Annotated in this window: 13 protein-coding genes; 3 read left to right on the plus strand and 10 right to left on the minus strand. The window is 74.6% G+C overall.

What is annotated here, in order from left to right; genetic code table 11:
* Window positions 1–103: 103 nt before the first annotated feature.
* The 4 genes from ACFYSC_RS08745 to ACFYSC_RS08760 form a co-directional block, all read right to left on the minus strand.
* The gene (locus tag ACFYSC_RS08745) at window positions 104–748 is read right to left on the minus strand and encodes a response regulator (protein ID WP_389958642.1); all 645 of its coding nucleotides are present in this window, start codon (window positions 746–748) and stop codon (window positions 104–106) included.
* A gap of 71 nt (window positions 749–819) precedes the next feature.
* Window positions 820–2,043 (minus strand): sensor histidine kinase, encoded by a 1,224-nt coding sequence (locus ACFYSC_RS08750; RefSeq protein WP_389958644.1) that lies wholly within the window; start codon window positions 2,041–2,043, stop codon window positions 820–822.
* 10 nt (window positions 2,044–2,053) lie between these two features.
* On the minus strand, window positions 2,054–3,604 hold the full coding sequence (locus ACFYSC_RS08755) for a carboxylesterase/lipase family protein (RefSeq protein ID WP_389958647.1): 1,551 nt from the start codon (window positions 3,602–3,604) through the stop codon (window positions 2,054–2,056).
* A 154-nt stretch (window positions 3,605–3,758) separates the two neighbouring features.
* Window positions 3,759–4,511 carry an SDR family NAD(P)-dependent oxidoreductase gene (locus ACFYSC_RS08760; protein WP_389958650.1) on the minus strand — a complete coding sequence of 251 codons (753 nt, stop codon included), beginning with the start codon at window positions 4,509–4,511 and terminating at the stop codon, window positions 3,759–3,761.
* 113 nt (window positions 4,512–4,624) lie between these two features.
* On the opposite strand from ACFYSC_RS08760, the gene ACFYSC_RS08765 reads away from it, so the two are divergent.
* Window positions 4,625–5,026, plus strand: coding sequence for a VOC family protein (locus tag ACFYSC_RS08765; RefSeq protein ID WP_389958653.1), 402 nt, complete (start codon window positions 4,625–4,627; stop codon window positions 5,024–5,026).
* Window positions 5,027–5,115: 89 nt separating this feature from the next.
* Window positions 5,116–5,991: a sugar kinase gene (locus tag ACFYSC_RS08770; protein ID WP_389958656.1), complete on the plus strand. Its 876-nt coding sequence runs from the start codon at window positions 5,116–5,118 to the stop codon at window positions 5,989–5,991.
* Window positions 5,992–6,051: 60 nt separating this feature from the next.
* Here the strand turns inward: ACFYSC_RS08770 and ACFYSC_RS08775 are convergent, their stop codons facing one another.
* The 3 genes from ACFYSC_RS08775 to ACFYSC_RS08785 form a co-directional block, all read right to left on the minus strand.
* Window positions 6,052–6,420 (minus strand): hypothetical protein, encoded by a 369-nt coding sequence (locus ACFYSC_RS08775; protein WP_389958659.1) that lies wholly within the window; start codon window positions 6,418–6,420, stop codon window positions 6,052–6,054.
* 157 nt (window positions 6,421–6,577) lie between these two features.
* Entirely contained in the window at window positions 6,578–7,732 is a 1,155-nt protein-coding gene (locus tag ACFYSC_RS08780; RefSeq protein WP_389958661.1) for a sensor histidine kinase, read from the minus strand.
* A gap of 37 nt (window positions 7,733–7,769) precedes the next feature.
* The gene (locus ACFYSC_RS08785; RefSeq protein ID WP_362929395.1) at window positions 7,770–8,426 is read right to left on the minus strand and encodes a response regulator transcription factor; all 657 of its coding nucleotides are present in this window, start codon (window positions 8,424–8,426) and stop codon (window positions 7,770–7,772) included.
* A 172-nt stretch (window positions 8,427–8,598) separates the two neighbouring features.
* Here ACFYSC_RS08785 and ACFYSC_RS08790 point away from each other — a divergent pair, with 172 nt between their 5' ends.
* The gene (locus ACFYSC_RS08790) at window positions 8,599–10,029 is read left to right on the plus strand and encodes a hypothetical protein (protein ID WP_389958664.1); all 1,431 of its coding nucleotides are present in this window, start codon (window positions 8,599–8,601) and stop codon (window positions 10,027–10,029) included.
* Here ACFYSC_RS08790 and ACFYSC_RS08795 read toward each other — a convergent pair.
* The 3 genes from ACFYSC_RS08795 to ACFYSC_RS08805 all read right to left on the minus strand — a co-directional run bounded on the left by ACFYSC_RS08795 (window position 10,026) and on the right by ACFYSC_RS08805 (window position 14,432).
* The gene (locus tag ACFYSC_RS08795; protein ID WP_389958666.1) at window positions 10,026–10,790 is read right to left on the minus strand and encodes an acetoacetate decarboxylase family protein; all 765 of its coding nucleotides are present in this window, start codon (window positions 10,788–10,790) and stop codon (window positions 10,026–10,028) included. The genes ACFYSC_RS08790 and ACFYSC_RS08795 overlap by 4 nt on opposite strands.
* Window positions 10,791–11,059: 269 nt before the next feature.
* The gene (locus ACFYSC_RS08800) at window positions 11,060–12,178 is read right to left on the minus strand and encodes a glycosyltransferase (RefSeq protein ID WP_389958669.1); all 1,119 of its coding nucleotides are present in this window, start codon (window positions 12,176–12,178) and stop codon (window positions 11,060–11,062) included.
* Between the two features lie 49 nt (window positions 12,179–12,227).
* A complete protein-coding gene (locus ACFYSC_RS08805) occupies window positions 12,228–14,432 on the minus strand; it encodes an acyltransferase family protein (protein WP_389958671.1) in 2,205 nt (734 codons plus the stop codon).
* Between the last annotated feature and the right edge of the window lie 268 nt (window positions 14,433–14,700).

A 14,700-nucleotide genomic window follows, 5' to 3' on the forward strand; every position in this document is an offset into this window, starting at 1 on the left:
GGTTCCGGCCGGCCCGCGCCGGATCCGGGTGGAACGCCCGGAATGCTCGGCCTGGCCGTCCGCCGCCCAAGCACGCGGCAGGTGTCATTCGGGAACGCGGCGGTCAGAGCCATCCGTTGCGCTGGGCGAGGCGGGCGGCCTCGATGCGGTTGCGCGTGTGCGTCTTGCCGATCGCCGAGGACAGGTGGTTGCGCACCGTGCTCTCCGACAGGTGCAGGCGCGCCGCCAGATCGGCGATGGTGGCGCCGTCGACCGCGGCGGCGAGCACGTCGCGTTCGCGGCCGGTCAGCGGGCTCGGCCCGGCGCGCAGCGCGGCGGCCGCCAGATCCGCGTCGACGATCCGCCGTCCCGCCGCGGCGTCGCGGACCGCGGCGGCCAGCTCGTCGACCGGGCCGTCCTTGACCAGGAAGCCGGCCGCGCCCGCCTCCATGGCCCGGCGCAGGTAGCCGGGGCGGGCGAAGGTGGTGAGGATCAGCACCGCGCAGCCCGGCAGGCTCGCCCGCAGCTCTTCGATGAGGTCGAGGCCGCTGCGGCCGGGCAGCTCGATGTCGAGCAGCGCGACGTCGGGCCGCGCCGCCAGTGCCGCCGTGACGACCTCGTCCCCGCGGCCGACTCGGGCGACGACCTCCAGGTCGTCCTCCAGGCCGAGCAGCAGCGCCAGCGCGTCGAGCATCATGCCCTGGTCCTCGGCGATCAGGATCCGCAGCGCCGCGGCGTCGTCCTCCCAGGCCGAGCCGTCCCCCGCCATGGAGCCGCCGTCTCTCTGAGCCGAGCCTTCCCCCGCCGTGGCGTGGTCGTCACCCGGTGCCCTATGTCCGCTCATCGCGCGGCCGTCGCCGGGATCGCCACCGTCAGCGTGAACCGGCCGCCCGGCCGCGGACCGGCCTCGAACCCGGCGCCCGCCTCGGCCGCGCGTTCGGCGAGCCCGTGGAGCCCGTATCCCGTGCCGTCCGCCGGGGCGGGTCGGGGGCCCGGCCCGTATCCCGTGCCGTCCGCCGGGGCTGATCGGGCGCCCGGCCCGTTCCGCACGCCGGCTCCCTCCCCGTCCCGGCCGCCGGTCCCGGCCGCCGGTCGCCCGGCTCCGCCCGCCGCGTGTCCGGCCGGGGCCCCGGCCCCGTCGTTGCCGATCTCCAGCACGATCTCCCCCTCCCGGTCGGTCAGTGTGATCTCGCACCACGTGGCGTCCGCGTGACGGATCACGTTCGTCACACCCTCCCGCACGGCCCAGCCGAACAGCGTGTCGGCCGCGGGCGGCGGGCACAGGCCGCCGAGGGCGACGGAGACACGCACCCCCGCCTCCGCCAGGGCCGCGCGCGCGGCGGCCAGTTCCTCGGCGAAGCCGCGCCCGCGGTAGCCCGCCACGGCCGCGCGGACCTCGGCCAGCGCCCGGCGTCCGACGGAGACGATGTCGCCGGACTGCGCCGCGGCGGCCTCCGCGTCGCGGGGAGCGAGTCTGCGTGCCGCCTCGGCCTTGACGACCATCAGTGAGAGCGTGTGTCCCAGCAGGTCGTGCAGGTCCCGGGAGAAGCGCAGCCGTTCCGCGGCGACCGCCGCGTTCGCCAGCTCCCGCCGGGTCGCGCGCAGCTCGGCGATGACGGCGAACAGCCTGAGCGTGACGTGGGTGACGAGGCCCGCGGTGAAGGTGCCCCAGGCGACGGCCGCGATGGCGTCCTCACCGCCGCCCCGCCACCAGGTGACGAGCATCGAGACGATCGTCACCGCCGCGAGCGCGACCGGCAGGACCCGCCCGCGCAGCACCACGCCGCAGGCGATGGAGAGCAGTGGGCACAGGTAGAGCCACTTGCCGCCGTGGGCCGCGCACAGGGCGAAGGTCACCGTGACCAGGACCGCGAGGAGCGGGACGGCGGCCCGGAGGCGTCCGGCGAAGGCGGCGCGGACGGCCAGCAGGTAGGCGGCGACGACCGCGGCGAGGCCGAGGACGCCGGGCCAGTCCGGGCGTCCGGCCAGCTCTCGGGCGGGGAAGTAGGCCAGCCCCGCCCAGAAGGAGAAGGCCGACGCCCCCGGCTTCCAGGACCCGTCCACGCGCACCAGGTTATTCCCAGAGGTCCAGCCGGTGCCCGGCCGCGTAGTCGACCGGCCGTATCGCGTCCGGCGCGAGCGACAGGGTGCTCCGGGGGCCCTCGGACAGGCGGGGCCACGCGGGCAGGCCGGGGCCGTTCGGCGACCCGGTGCGGGCGAAGTTCGTCCAGTAGCCGGTCATCCGGTCCGCCAGCCGCGACTGGGCGGCCGTCAGCCGCGCCTTCCTCTCCGGGAAGAGGTACGGCAGGTCGGAGGCGTGGTAGGCGCCCCAGTCGAAGTCCGCCTCCAGCGGCAGGAACATCGGCGCGTCCCGGTCGGCGAACTCGTAGCCGTAGACGGGGACGTGCCGGGCCAGCAGCGTGTTCTGCTCGTGCACGCCCCTGGCCCACATCCGGTCGGTCATCACCGCGGCCCACGCCTCGCCGGGGGAGCGGTAGGAGGAGGGCGGGTACTCCCGCATCACCCGCGCGGCGTCGTCGCCGAACGCCTCGGCGACCAGTGTGCCGTACTGCCCGGCGGTCATCGGCGCGCCCGCCGCGTCGTAGTTCAGCCCGACGAAGAGCCGGTGCTCGTCACGGGTCGCGCCCGCGAGCACCGGCACCCGGTGGAAGCGCCCCGCGCGGATCGCCTCCGCGGGGGAGACGGGGAGCACCTCGTTGCCGTAGGCGTACGCCTGGAAGACGTTCATGATCTGCGGCACCGCGAGGATGTCCTCCACGGGCAGCGCGCGCAGGCACGCGAGGTCCCGGCAGCCGAGCTTCTCCGCGTACACGCGGCCCAGCGCCTCGACCTCCGCGGTGCCGCGCCAGGCGAACGAGGGCGCGGCGGGCAGGCCGGGGAACATGCTGCCGGCGGGCATGTCCATCATGGTCTCGCCGCTCTGCATGATGGCCCGCCGGAACAGTCCCCGGGCTCCGGGCGAGGTGAGCTGGCCGCCGATGGACAGGGCGCCGTAGGAGACGCCGAACACCGTGACGTTCGACGGGTCGCCGCCGAAGGAGGAGATGTTGCGCCGGACCCAGCGCAGCGCCGCCTGCTGGTCCTGGAGGCCGTAGGTGCCGGAGTTCGCGAGTCCCGGGTAGCCGAACGCGCCGAACACGCCCAGCCGGTAGTTGATCGTGACGACCACCACGCCCCGCGAGGCGAGGGCGCGCGCGTCGGAGAAGTGGCCCGCGCCGAGCGCGCCGTCGCCGTGGATCCACACCATGACCGGGCGGCCGGTGGCGTGGGCGCGGGGGGTGGTGACGTTGAGGACCAGGCAGTCCTCGTTCGTGCTCGCCGTGTCGGCGTAGTCGGAGCCGACCTGCGGGCACATCGGGCCGGGTTCCGTCGCGTCCCGGACGCCGTCCCAGCGCCTCGCGGGGCCGGGCGACCGCCAGCGTTCCGCGAAGGCGTAGGGGATGCCCTGGAAGACCCGGTGCTCGTCGGTCACCGCGCCGCGCACGGCTCCCGTCTCGACCCGGACGACCGCGGGGTCCGGCCGGCCCGCCGGTGCCCGCCAGGGACCCCCGGCGGGCGGTACGCTGGCCGCCAGCAGCAGCGCTGCGGTGAGAAGAGTTCGCATGCGTCCACGCTCCCGGACGCCCGCCGGGGCGGGAAGGTCCGTCGATCCGGGATCGACCAGGACAGAAGTACCGCCTCCGGGCCGCCCGCCGGTGAGCGGCCCCGAGCGGCCCCGGGCCGGAGGTCCCGGACGTCCCGGGAGGCCCGGCCCGGCTTCAGGCGCTGGCACCGCCGTCGAGGACGAGGTCGAGCCCCACGGCGTAGCCGGCCTCGTCGGAGGCGAGCCAGAGCACGGTGCCGGTGATCTCCTCCAGGGCGCCGACCCGGCCGATCGGCGACTGCTCCTTCATCCGGGCGGCCCGGTCGGCCTCGGCCTCGCCGGGCCGCATCGACATCGGGGTGTCGAACGGGCCGGGGCTGACCGCGTTGACGCGGATGCCCTCGCCGACGCATTCCAGGGCCGCGGTCCTGGTCAGCGCGCTGACCGCGGCCTTGGACGCCGCGTAGGCGCCGAGTCCGGGGATCCTGTGGTGGGCGCCGATGTTGGAGGCGATGTTGACGATCACGCCGCCGCCCCGGGCGCGCATCGCCCCGATCTCGTGCTTCATCGCGAGGAAGACGCCGGTCGCGTTCACGGTGAGGACCCGGGTCCACTCCTCCTCCGAGGTCTCCGCGACCGGGGCGGCGGTGAAGGTCCCGGCGTTGTTGACCGCGACGTCCAGGCCGCCGAACCGGCCGGTGATCCCGTCGACGAGCGCGGCCACGTCCGCCTCGCGGGTCAGGTCGGCGGTGAACGCGGCGGCCCTGCCGCCCTCGGCCTCGGCCAGCTCGACGGTCCGCTCCAGGGACTCCCGGCGGCGACCGGCCACCGCCACGGCCGCGCCCTCCCGCGCGAATCCCAGGGCGACGGCCCGCCCGATGCCGGACCCTCCGCCGGTCACCAGCACGACCCTGTCGGTGAATCTCATCTCCCGCGCACCTCTCCTGGACACCGGGGACGCGGCGGCTCCGCCGTACACCCCATGTTTTGGACTGATCGTTACTTTATGATGGCACACGTGATCCCCTCTAGGCTCCCGGGGTGCACATCGACCTTTTCACGATCATCGTCGAGGAGTACGACCCGGCGATCGAGTTCTTCACCGGCGTCCTCGGCTTCGACCTGGTGGAGGACTCTCCGTCGCTGACGAACGACGGGCGCCCCAAGCGGTGGGTCGTCGTGCGGCCGCCCGGCGCCCGGACCGGGATCCTGCTCGCCCGCGCCGACGGGGAACGGCAGTTCGCCGCGGTAGGCGACCAGGCGGCCGGCCGGGTCGGGTTCTTCCTGCGGACGGACGACTTCGACGCCGCCTACGAGCGCATGACCGCCGCCGGGGTCGAGTTCGTCACGCCGCCGCGTGCCGAGCCGTACGGGCACGTCGCGGTGTTCCGTGACATCTCCGGCAACCGGTGGGACCTGCTCGGCCCGGCCCGGCCCCGCTAGAGTTCGGGTCCCGGTCGTTCTCCGGAGCGCCCCTCCGGGCCGGGAAACGATGGCCCATCGGCGTCGTCCGGCGCCGCGAAAGGTTCCACGTGGACGTCTACACCCTCGGCGAGGCCTTCGGCGTCGTCACCAGCGGCCGGATCCGGCACGAGCACGAGGCCAGGCTGGACGTGACGGGGGCCGAGTTCACCGTCGCGGTCGGACTGGCCAGGCTCGGGCACGAGGTGGCGTGGCTGGGCAAGGTGGGCGCCGACGAGTTCGGCGCGCGGATCGTCACCGCGCTGCGCGGGGAGGGCGTGGACGTCTCGGACGTCCGGGCCGACGAGGGGCTCGCGACCGCGATGCTGACACGGGAGTGCCGTCCCGGGCAGGCGGCCCGGGTCACCCACTACCTGACGGGCACCCGGCTCGCGCAGGGCAACGTCCCGCTGGACCGGATCGCCGCCTCCCGCGTCCTGCACGTCAGCGGGATCACGGCCGCCCTGAACGCGCGGGACGCCCTGCACGTCGCGGTGCGCGCCGCCCGGCTCTCCGGCGTCGCCGTCTCGGTGGCCGTCGACTACCGCGAGCGGCTCTGGCCGGACCTGCGGGAGGCCGAGGAGGTCCTCGGCGCGCTCGCCCTGTCGGCCGACGTGCTGTTCGTCCACCAGGCCGAGCTGGACCTGGTCAAATCCGCGCTCACCGGCGACCGGGAGGTCATCGTGATGCGGGGCGCGCGGGGCGCCAGCGTCCGGGTGGACGGCGTGCGCCACGACGCCCCGGGCCGCACCGCTCCCGTGGTCGACCCGGGCGGCTCGGCGGAGGCCTTCACGGCGGGATACCTCAGCGCCCTCCTGGAGAACCTGCACCCGGCCGACCGGCTGCGCCGGGGCACGCTGCTCGCGGCCTTCGCGGCCTCCGGCCCCAGCGACTGGCAGGGCCTGCCCACCCGGGCCGAGCTCCCCCTGCTGGACCTCGGCGGCTGACATGGGTGTCGAGAGGACTCGGATCGAGATTCGTTGACGACCGAATTCGGAAGAACCCCTTCAGCCGAGTAGTTCGTCGATGGAGGCGACGGTGCCCGCGCGGCGTCCCCAGGCTTCGATCCGTTCCAGGTCGGTGCACGCCAGGATGAGCTCCCGGGCGTCCTGGGGCACCTCGATGCCCCGGGCGGTCAGGATGAGCAGCAGCATCTTGGCCTCGCCTCGGACTTCGCCTTCCGCGATGCCTTCCGCCTTCCCCTCCGCTTTGCCCTGGCCGTAGTAGTGGCGGGCGTATCGGCTTTTGTACTCGCGGGTTCCGGTGCTCATCATCGCCTCCAGGATCTGCCGGGCCGCTGTGGGAAGCATGGCCAGCACTTCGTCAATATAACCTTGCGCCTGCTCCAACTCGATGTGGTCGAGGGCGTCGAGCATGGCGGCGAAGATCTTGTCGCCGGTGGTGGTGTCGCCGTGGCTGAGAGCCGACAGGACGGCCAGGTGGGGGTTCGCGCGGGCTTGGTGGGGGTCGGTGATGGCGGCCTGCTGGACCAGGCCGGCTGAACGGGGCGGCCGAGCCGCCGCGGCGCGGGTGTCAGACGTTCACCTGCGGCAGCTCGACGGCCACCGTGAGCCCGCCCTCCTCGCGGGGCTCCGCGGCCACGGTGCCGCCGTGCGCCTCGGCGACCACCCGGACGATGGACAGCCCGAGACCGCTGCCCCGGTCGGAGCGCAGCCGGTCCCCGTGCAGCCGCCGGAACGGCTCGAAGATCGTTTCTACCTCGTACGGCGGCACGGGCAGCCCGGTGTTGGACACCACCAGCTCGACCCGGTCGGTCCGCCGCCGGGTGGACACCCACACCTGCCCGCCCGCGTGGTTGTGCCGGACCGCGTTCTCCACCAGGTTCTGGACGAGCCGTTCGACCAGCACCGCCTCGCCCGCCGTGGGCGCCGGGTCGAGCAGCCGGTGGACGGTCACCCCCTGCTCCTTCGCCTCACCGGCGGCCAGGTCGAGCACGTGCTCGGCCACGTCGGCCAGGTCGAAGGGACGCCGGTCCAGCACGGCGCGCTCGCCCTCGGCCAGGGCGAGCAGACCGTTGATCAGCCGCTCGTGCCGGGTGTTGACCACCAGCAGGGACTCGCCGAGCCGTTTGACGTCCTCGCTCGCGTCGGGACGCCGGACCGCCACGTCCACCAGGGTGCGGTTGATGGTGAGCGGTGTGCGCAGCTCGTGCGAGGCGTTGGCGATGAACCGCCGCTGCCCGTCGAAGGAGCGGGACAGCCGGGCCAGGACGAGGTCGACGGTGTCGGCGAGCTCCTTGATCTCGTCGGCCGGTCCCTCGTGCGCGATGCGTTCGGCGAGGTCGTGGCTCTGGGAGACGCGCAGCGCGCTCGCCGTGACCGTCCGGACGGGGCGCAGCGCCCAGCCGCCCGCCCGCCAGCCGGCCGCCGCGGCCAGCCCGCCGCCCGCGAGGACCGCGGCACCGCCCCAGGTCAGCACGTTCTTGATCGTGTTGTCCTGGTAGACGCGCCTGATCTGCGCGGCCCGCTGACCGGCGATGTAGTACTCCTCGCTGCCGGGCCAGTGGGTCTTCCCCGCGACGCGGATCCACTCGGGCTGCCGGAGCCCGTCACGCGGCTCCAGGCTCTGCCGTACGACGAGGGCGAGCGCGGCGACCAGGACGATCCCGACGAGGACGAACACTCCGCCGCAGGCGAGGGCGAACCGAAGCCTGACACTGCTCTTCATGGGCTCCTCCGGTGTGGGGGCTCCGCCCTGGGGGAGGTCACGGGATCCGGTACCCCGCCCCGGTGACGGTCTCGATGACCGGCGGGTCGCCGAGCTTGCGGCGCAGTTTCATCATCGTCGTGCGAACCGTGTTGGTGAACGGGTCGATGTGCTCGTCCCACACCTTCTCCAGCAGCGTCTCGGCGGAGACGACCGCCCCGCGGGCGCGCAGCAGCTCGGCCAGCACGCCGAACTCCTTCCGCGCCAGCGGCACGTAGCGGCCGTCCCGGAACACCTGCCGGTGCGCCCAGTCCAGGCGTACGCCCGCCCGCTCCAGGATCGGCGGGTCGGCCGCGCGGACCCGCCGGCCCAGCGCGTGGACCCGCGCCACCAGCTCCTCGAACGCGAACGGCTTGGGCAGGTAGTCGTCCGCGCCGAGCGACAGCCCCGCCACCCTGGAGCGCACGTCCCCCGACGCGGTGAGCATGAGGACCCGCACGGCCGCGGCGTCGGCCACCACGGCCCGGCACACCTCGTCGCCGTGCAGGCCCGGCAGGTCCCGGTCCAGGATCAGCACGTCGTAGTCGTGGACCCGCACGCGCTCCAGCGCCGCCTCGCCGTCGTAGGCGACATCCACGGCGAGCGCCTCCCCGCGCAGCCCCTCCGCGATCGAGTCGGCGAGCATCCGCTCGTCCTCGGCGACCAGTACCCGCAACGTGCTGCCCCCCATGCCATCGACGTCGTGCGATGCCGTCAGATCGCGCCACCATGCCAGCAACGCCATAACGCGGACATAACCGGATCAGGTGACGACGAGTTTATCGATCGATCGTTTCAGTTCTCCTTCGAAGCCGGGAACCGCCCGGCTCCGAACCGGGGGACCTTCCATGCTCACCTCAACGGCCGGCGTCCGGATCGAACCCGTCATCTCCCCGGGCGGCGCGCGGCACCGCCTGCGCCGGGTGCTCGACACAGGGCACGGCCTGTTCGCCGTCGTGATCGCTTCGGCGGCGGCACTGCGCGCGGTCGTCATGCTCGGCTACGACACCGCCCAGCTCTACTGGTACGACTCGTTCACCTACCTGGACACGGCCGTCCACCTGAAGCCCGGCGGCGCGTTCCACCCCGCCGGCTATCCGGTGCTCCTGTGGCTGCTCCGGCCGTTCCACAGCGTCGCGCTGGTGGCGGGCGTGCAACACGTCCTGGGGCTCGGCATGGGCCTGATGATCTATCTCCTGCTGCGCCGCCGCTCGCTGCCCGCGTGGGGCGCGACCCTGGCCACGCTGCCCGTGCTGTTCAACCCGGCGTTCCTCCGGCTCGAACACGCCGTGCTCTCCGACACCCAGGTCACGTTCCTGGTCATCGCCGCGCTGACGGTCGTCATGTGGCGGGAGAAGCCCTCGCTGCGGTCGGCCGCCGCGGCCGGGGCGCTGCTGGCGGCGGCCGGGCTCACCCGGACGGCCGCGGTGCCGCTGCTCGCCCTGTTCGCGCTCCACCTGGTGCTGCGGCGGGCCGGGTGGCGGCGGGTGGTCGCGCTGGTGCTCGCGGGAACGCTGCCGCTCGCCGCCTACGCGGGCTGGTACCGGCAGCACCACGGGCGCTTCGCGCTCAGCGGCTCGGACGGCGTGGCGCTGTGGGCGCGCACCATGACGTTCGCCGACTGCTCGGAGATCAGGCCGCCGGCCGCCGAGGCGCGCCTCTGCCCGAACGGCACCGTCGTCGACGCGGCCTCGGAGTACGTGTGGGCCGCGGGCGCCTCGCTCAACCGGCTGCCGGGGGACCGGTTCTCCCACAACGATCTGGCCAGGTCGTTCGCGCTGCGCGCCATCGCCGCCCAGCCGTTCGACTACCTGCGCGAGGTCGCCGCCGACGCGTCGCTCGCGTTCGCGTGGACGCCGGTGCGCCACCCGAAGCGGATCGTCCCGGCCCTGACGTTCCCGGCCGGTTCCTGGCCGCTGCCGTCGTTCCCGCTGATCGATCATGTCCGGGGTGAGTACGATCCCGCCATCCGGGGGATGTCGTCCGTCGCGCCGTACGACGCGTTCCTCGCGGCGTACCGCTACCCGGAGGTCCTGCACGGCCCGCTGTTCGCGGTGCTGCTGCTGCTCGGCGGGCTGGGTGCGATCGGACGGCGGCGTGCCGCCCTGCTGCCGTGGGCCGTGGCGATGTTCCTGTTCCTCGGGCCGATCGCCGCGCTCGACTTCGACCACCGCTACATGCTGCCCGCGATCCCGGTGGCGTGCGCCGCCGCGGCCCTGGGCGCGGCCGGCCTGTGGCGCACCCGCTTCGGCCGCCGCCGGTCCCTCCCCGAGACCTAGAGGGTCTTGGCCTCCTCGAAACGCATGGTCACGTGTGCGGCCGTGGCGGTCAGGAGGGCGCCGCCGGGCAGGCCCAGCTCGCTCAGCTCCCTGGCGACGGGGTGGTTGCCCAGGCGGATGAGGGCGCCCGCCGGCCGTACCCGTCCGCCGCGCGGCGTCACCGACCAGGGAACGCGGCGGGTGACGCCGTCCTGGTGGGTGTAGGCGTCGGTGGAGGCGGTCAGGGCGGGCGCGGGCACCGGGACGCCGGGACGCAGCAGGAGATCCAGCACCAGGCGGCCGTCCTGGCGGACGACGCACCGTTTGTAGGGGGACGACACGCGCAGGTCGATGTCGGCCAGCTCCTTGGGGAAACCCCAGATCGTACGGCCGGCCTCCAGGGTGAACCCCTGGTCGACGGGGAGCCAGTGGACGAACAGCCCCGCCCCGGCCCGCAGCGGTTCCGAAAGGCCGTGACGCAGGCCGTGACGTAGGCCGTGACGCAGGCCACGGCGGCGGGGCATCGGGCCCGCCTCCGGCGGCCGGATCAGGAAGGTCATCCCGAACTCGTGGTAGGCCCCCAGGTCCCCCTCGGTGTAGTCCAGGAACGCCAGCGTGCACAGCGCCTTGCCGGGAAGCACCTCGACGACGTCGAGCCCCGAGTAGGCGATCACGGCGCGGGCCGCGTCGGCACGGACCAGGTAGGAAGCCGTGCAGGCCATGGCGTCCTGGACGCGGACCGGTGTGGCGACCTCGCGGCCCTGGATCAGATGGCGTGCCATGGCTCCACTAGACCAATCCTCGATTCTCCCGTCGCTTCCGTTTGGCATACCCGCGAAGAACGCGGCATGCACGCGTCGGGGGACGAACTCCGCGGACGGTCGGACGACCGGGCGGGCAGACGGGCGGGGGCGCGGGGGCAAGCGGTCAGACGAGCAGGGGGCGGGCGGTCAGGCGCGCGGGGACGCGGTCAGGGGCGGCGCGGTCGGAGGGCGGGCGGTCAGGCGGGGCGGAGGCGCGGGGATTGGCGGTCAGGCGGGCGGGGACGCGGTCAGGCGGGCAGGGGGTGGGGACGGGCGGGCGCCGGGGCGGCGCCCGCCGCGGCCCAGCCCTCCAGCAGCTCGACGAACCCGCCCGAGTGGTCGGCCCAGTCGTGGCGGTGCAGCGCCTCCCGGTACCCGCGCGCGCCCATGTCCGCCGCCCGGCCGGGGTCGTCCCGAAGCGTCAGCACGGCGCGCAGCGCGGCGTCCACGTCGCCGAAGGGCACCACCACGCCGCAGCCGGTCCGCTCGACCGCCGCGGCGGCGGCCGGGGCCGGGGTGGTGATCACCGGGAGCCCCCGGGCCATGTACTCGACGACCTCGACGGGCATGGCCCGCCCGGCGCCGGGCAGGTCGCGCGGGAGCGAGAGCCCGGCCAGGGCGCCCTCGGCCATCCGCGTCGCGTGCCGGTCGGGCACGTGGCCGTACCAGTCGAGCAGGCCCGCCCGCTGCGCGTCGCGGACCGCCGGGCGTACCTCCGGGTCGGCCTCGCCGATCAGGTCCGTCCTGATCCCGTACGGCGCCAGCCGCCGGGCCAGCTCGACCAGCTCGGCCACGCCGCCGTCCGCGCGGAGCCGGCCCAGGTGGACGACCCGTGCCCCGGCCGGCGGCCGCGGCGGCCGGCCGGGCACGCGGGCGGCGCCGGGGACCACGGGGTGGGACAGCTCGAACCGCTCCCGCAGGGATTCGTCGGCCAGGATCAGGTGGACGCGGCGCTCGGCACGGGACTCGGCGAGGCGGAGCAGCGGGCGCGGGAGGCGGTGCGGGAGCCCGGGGAACGGGCCCGCCGCCCGCGGACCGGCGGCGTCGTCGCGGACGTCCCAGACGGTGACGGGGCGGCGGCGGGGCAGCCGGAGCAGCGACGCGAGGTCGCAGACGAGGAGCAGGTCGGCGTCCTCGGCCCCGCGCCGCAGCGCTCCGCGCACCGCCCGCAGCGCCCGGCCGCGGTGGGCGCCGAGCGCGCGCGGGACGTCGATCGCGCGGATCCCGGGGATCGGGGTGACGTTGCAGTCGGTGAAAGGGGCGACATAGGTGATCTCGTGCCCCGCGTCGAGGAGGGCCCGGATCTGCCTGTGCATGATCCGGGCGTCCTCGGGATGGTGGATGATCGTCCCGACACATACCCTCATATGCCGATGCTGGATGGAGCTTCGGTCGTCGGCGGGTGTGCCGGGTTAATCACCGGGGAAGCCGGGCTGAACTCTCCCCGCGGGCGGGCCCGGCGGCCGGGTCGGCGGGCGTCGCGGCGGCGGGCATGTCCGCGGCGGGCACCGTCGGGGGCGGGGACGTCGGCTGCCCGGCCGGGCGCCGGTAGAGCCACACCAGACGCGGCTCCAGCAGCCACTTGAAGACCGTGCGGGTCACCGGCAGGCAGAGGATGATCGCCAGCACCAGCGCGCTGGAGGCGATCGCGATCACGCCCAGCGGGCCGTACAGCCAGGGGAAGCTCAGCCACTTCTGGTCCTTGGCGACGAGTACGACGACGCCGTGCAGCAGGTAGGCGTAGAGGGTGCGGGTGCCGAGGTCGGAGAACCACGTCCGCCGCCGCGGCACCACCGCCAGCAGCGCCACCGACAGCGCCAGCCCGGCCAGCAGCATCGCGCCGCGCACGCCGAGCCCGAGCCACCAGCTCATGTCCATGGACTTGAAGCTGTAGCGGTAGTAGACCGGCTTGAGGCTGACGTGCGGGGCGATGAGGATCGCCCCCGCGGCGCCTCCGGCCAGCACGATCCCGCCGGTGATCCGCACCCACAGCGGCTTGAGCAGGTCGAAGTGCTCCGGCTTGAGCACCAGGCCGATCACGTAGAAGGGGAGCAGGCCGAAGAAGCGGTCGATGCTGAAGTCACCGGAGATCTCCGAGAAGCCGGCGACCATGGAGATGACGAGCGCGACGAGCACCGGCTGCCGCATGCGGTTCCAGATGGGCGTGGAGATCCGCCACAGCACCAGGGCGAGCAGGTACCAGTTCAGCCACGCCGGGTCGATGATCGTCAGGGACCACTTCTGGCCGACCGCGAAGCGCAGCAGCGCGTACCCCAGCTCCACGACCGCGTACGGCACCAGCATGGTGTCGACCAGCTTGTTGATCTTGGCGTTGGAGTTCCAGAAGTTGCGCCCGAGATAGCCGCTGACCAGCACGAACGCGGGCATGTGGAACGTGTAGATGAAGAGGTACGCGGCCTTGGACGAGTGCGCCGCCAGGGTGGGCACCAGCGAGTGACCGGTCACCACCAGGGCGATCAGGACGAACTTGACGTTGTCGAGGTACGGCTCGCGCTTCTTCTTCGCCGGAGGGGCGGGAGGCTCCTCCACGGGCCGGGGCTCCTCGTCCGCCTCGGGGTAGTGGCCCCAGTGCGACAGCCGGGTTTGCGGTTTGTCCCAGTAGGAGAACGGCTGCTCGCCGGCTCCGGTCTCCGGCGGTGCCGGGGCGGAGGCCGCCGACGCCCACGCCGGGATGTGCGCGCCCGCGGGCGCCGGCGTCCAGGCCGGGTCCAGCGGGTCCGCCGTCCGCCCGGCGGGGGCGCTCCGCGTGCTCTGCGCGCCCCGGGGGTCCGGGACACCGCCCAGAGGGTCCGGGAGACCGCGCCGGGAATCCGGGACACCGCCTCGGCCGTCCTGGAGACCGCCCCGGGGGGCGGCGTCCGGCGTCCAGGGGTCCTGGGCCGTCCGGCCGGGATACGGCGTCCGCGCCCGCGGCGGGTCCCACGGCTCCTCGACGCCGGCCGGCGCCCACGGCTCCTCCACCCCGGACGGCGCCCAGGGCTCCCCGGCCCCGGACGGAGCCCAGCCGTCCCGCGGAGTGGGCGACTCGGTCCCCCAGCCGGGGGCCTCGCCGCGGCCGGACGCCGGAGCGTGCCGGCCCGGGGCCTCGTGGAAGCCGTGAGCCTCCCGGGCCGGGGTCTCATGGAGGCCGTGGGCCTCCCCGCGCGGGGACTCGTGCGCCCCGTGGGCGTGCCGGCCCGGGGCCTCGTGCGGGCCGGGCGCCGCGGAGCCCGGGGAGCCCCACGAGGAGGCGGACCCGGAGGGGTTCCGGGGGGAGTCGGGCGCCGGGGAGCCCCAGGAGGGGGCGTCCGGCTTCTGGGCGGGCTCACGGTAGGGCGGGTAGCCCCACATGGTGACCTCGCCGGCCTCCTCGTCCCGCTCGTCCCCCCGGTTGTTCCGGTTGTCCCGGTCGTCCCCGAGAGGGTCCCGGCCGTCTCCGTGGTGACCCCGGCCGCCGCCACGGCGGCCCCTGCCGCCCCCGTCCGGCGGCTCCGGCCAGGAGGGCTGGGGCGTCTCGGACGCCGGCCGCCGGCCGGACGCCCGGTCCTGCCCGCCGCCGGACCCGCCGGGGCCGTCGTCTCGGGGAGCCGGTACCTGGAAGGGGAATCGGGGATCACTCACGGGGCAAACGCTCGGCTATCTCTCGGAGGAAGGCGGACGGTGGGCTCGATCGTCTCTCTGAAGCGGGAGCGGTGGGTCGTGCCGGCGGGACGCCCGGGGATCGCCGAGGGATGCGGCAGAGTGGGATCCGCCTCGCCGACCCGACAACCCTAGACCGGGAACGCGGCCGATGTCGCACAACGGCCCCGGTGGACACAGGGTTCTCCGGAAAACGTGACCTGGTGCCCAGCTCGTCGTGACCCGGTCCGCGTCGCCCGGCGTGGCCTCG

Source organism: Streptosporangium sp. NPDC004379 (assembly GCF_042873875.1).
Lineage (GTDB): Bacteria > Actinomycetota > Actinomycetes > Streptosporangiales > Streptosporangiaceae > Streptosporangium.

Excerpts from the sequence above, each read along its gene's own strand:
- ACFYSC_RS08745 (WP_389958642.1), bottom strand. The coding sequence starts at position 748 with ATGGCGGGGGACGGCTCGGCCTGGGAGGACGACGCCGCGGCGCTGCGG.
- ACFYSC_RS08760 (WP_389958650.1), bottom strand. The coding sequence starts at position 4,511 with ATGAGATTCACCGACAGGGTCGTGCTGGTGACCGGCGGAGGGTCCGGC.
- ACFYSC_RS08780 (WP_389958661.1), bottom strand. The coding sequence starts at position 7,732 with ATGAAGAGCAGTGTCAGGCTTCGGTTCGCCCTCGCCTGCGGCGGAGTG.
- ACFYSC_RS08795 (WP_389958666.1), bottom strand. The coding sequence starts at position 10,790 with ATGGCACGCCATCTGATCCAGGGCCGCGAGGTCGCCACACCGGTCCGC.
- ACFYSC_RS08790 (WP_389958664.1), top strand. The coding sequence starts at position 8,599 with ATGCTCACCTCAACGGCCGGCGTCCGGATCGAACCCGTCATCTCCCCG.
- ACFYSC_RS08755 (WP_389958647.1), bottom strand. The coding sequence starts at position 3,604 with ATGCGAACTCTTCTCACCGCAGCGCTGCTGCTGGCGGCCAGCGTACCG.
- ACFYSC_RS08800 (WP_389958669.1), bottom strand. The coding sequence starts at position 12,178 with ATGAGGGTATGTGTCGGGACGATCATCCACCATCCCGAGGACGCCCGG.
- ACFYSC_RS08775 (WP_389958659.1), bottom strand. The coding sequence starts at position 6,420 with ATGCTCGACGCCCTCGACCACATCGAGTTGGAGCAGGCGCAAGGTTAT.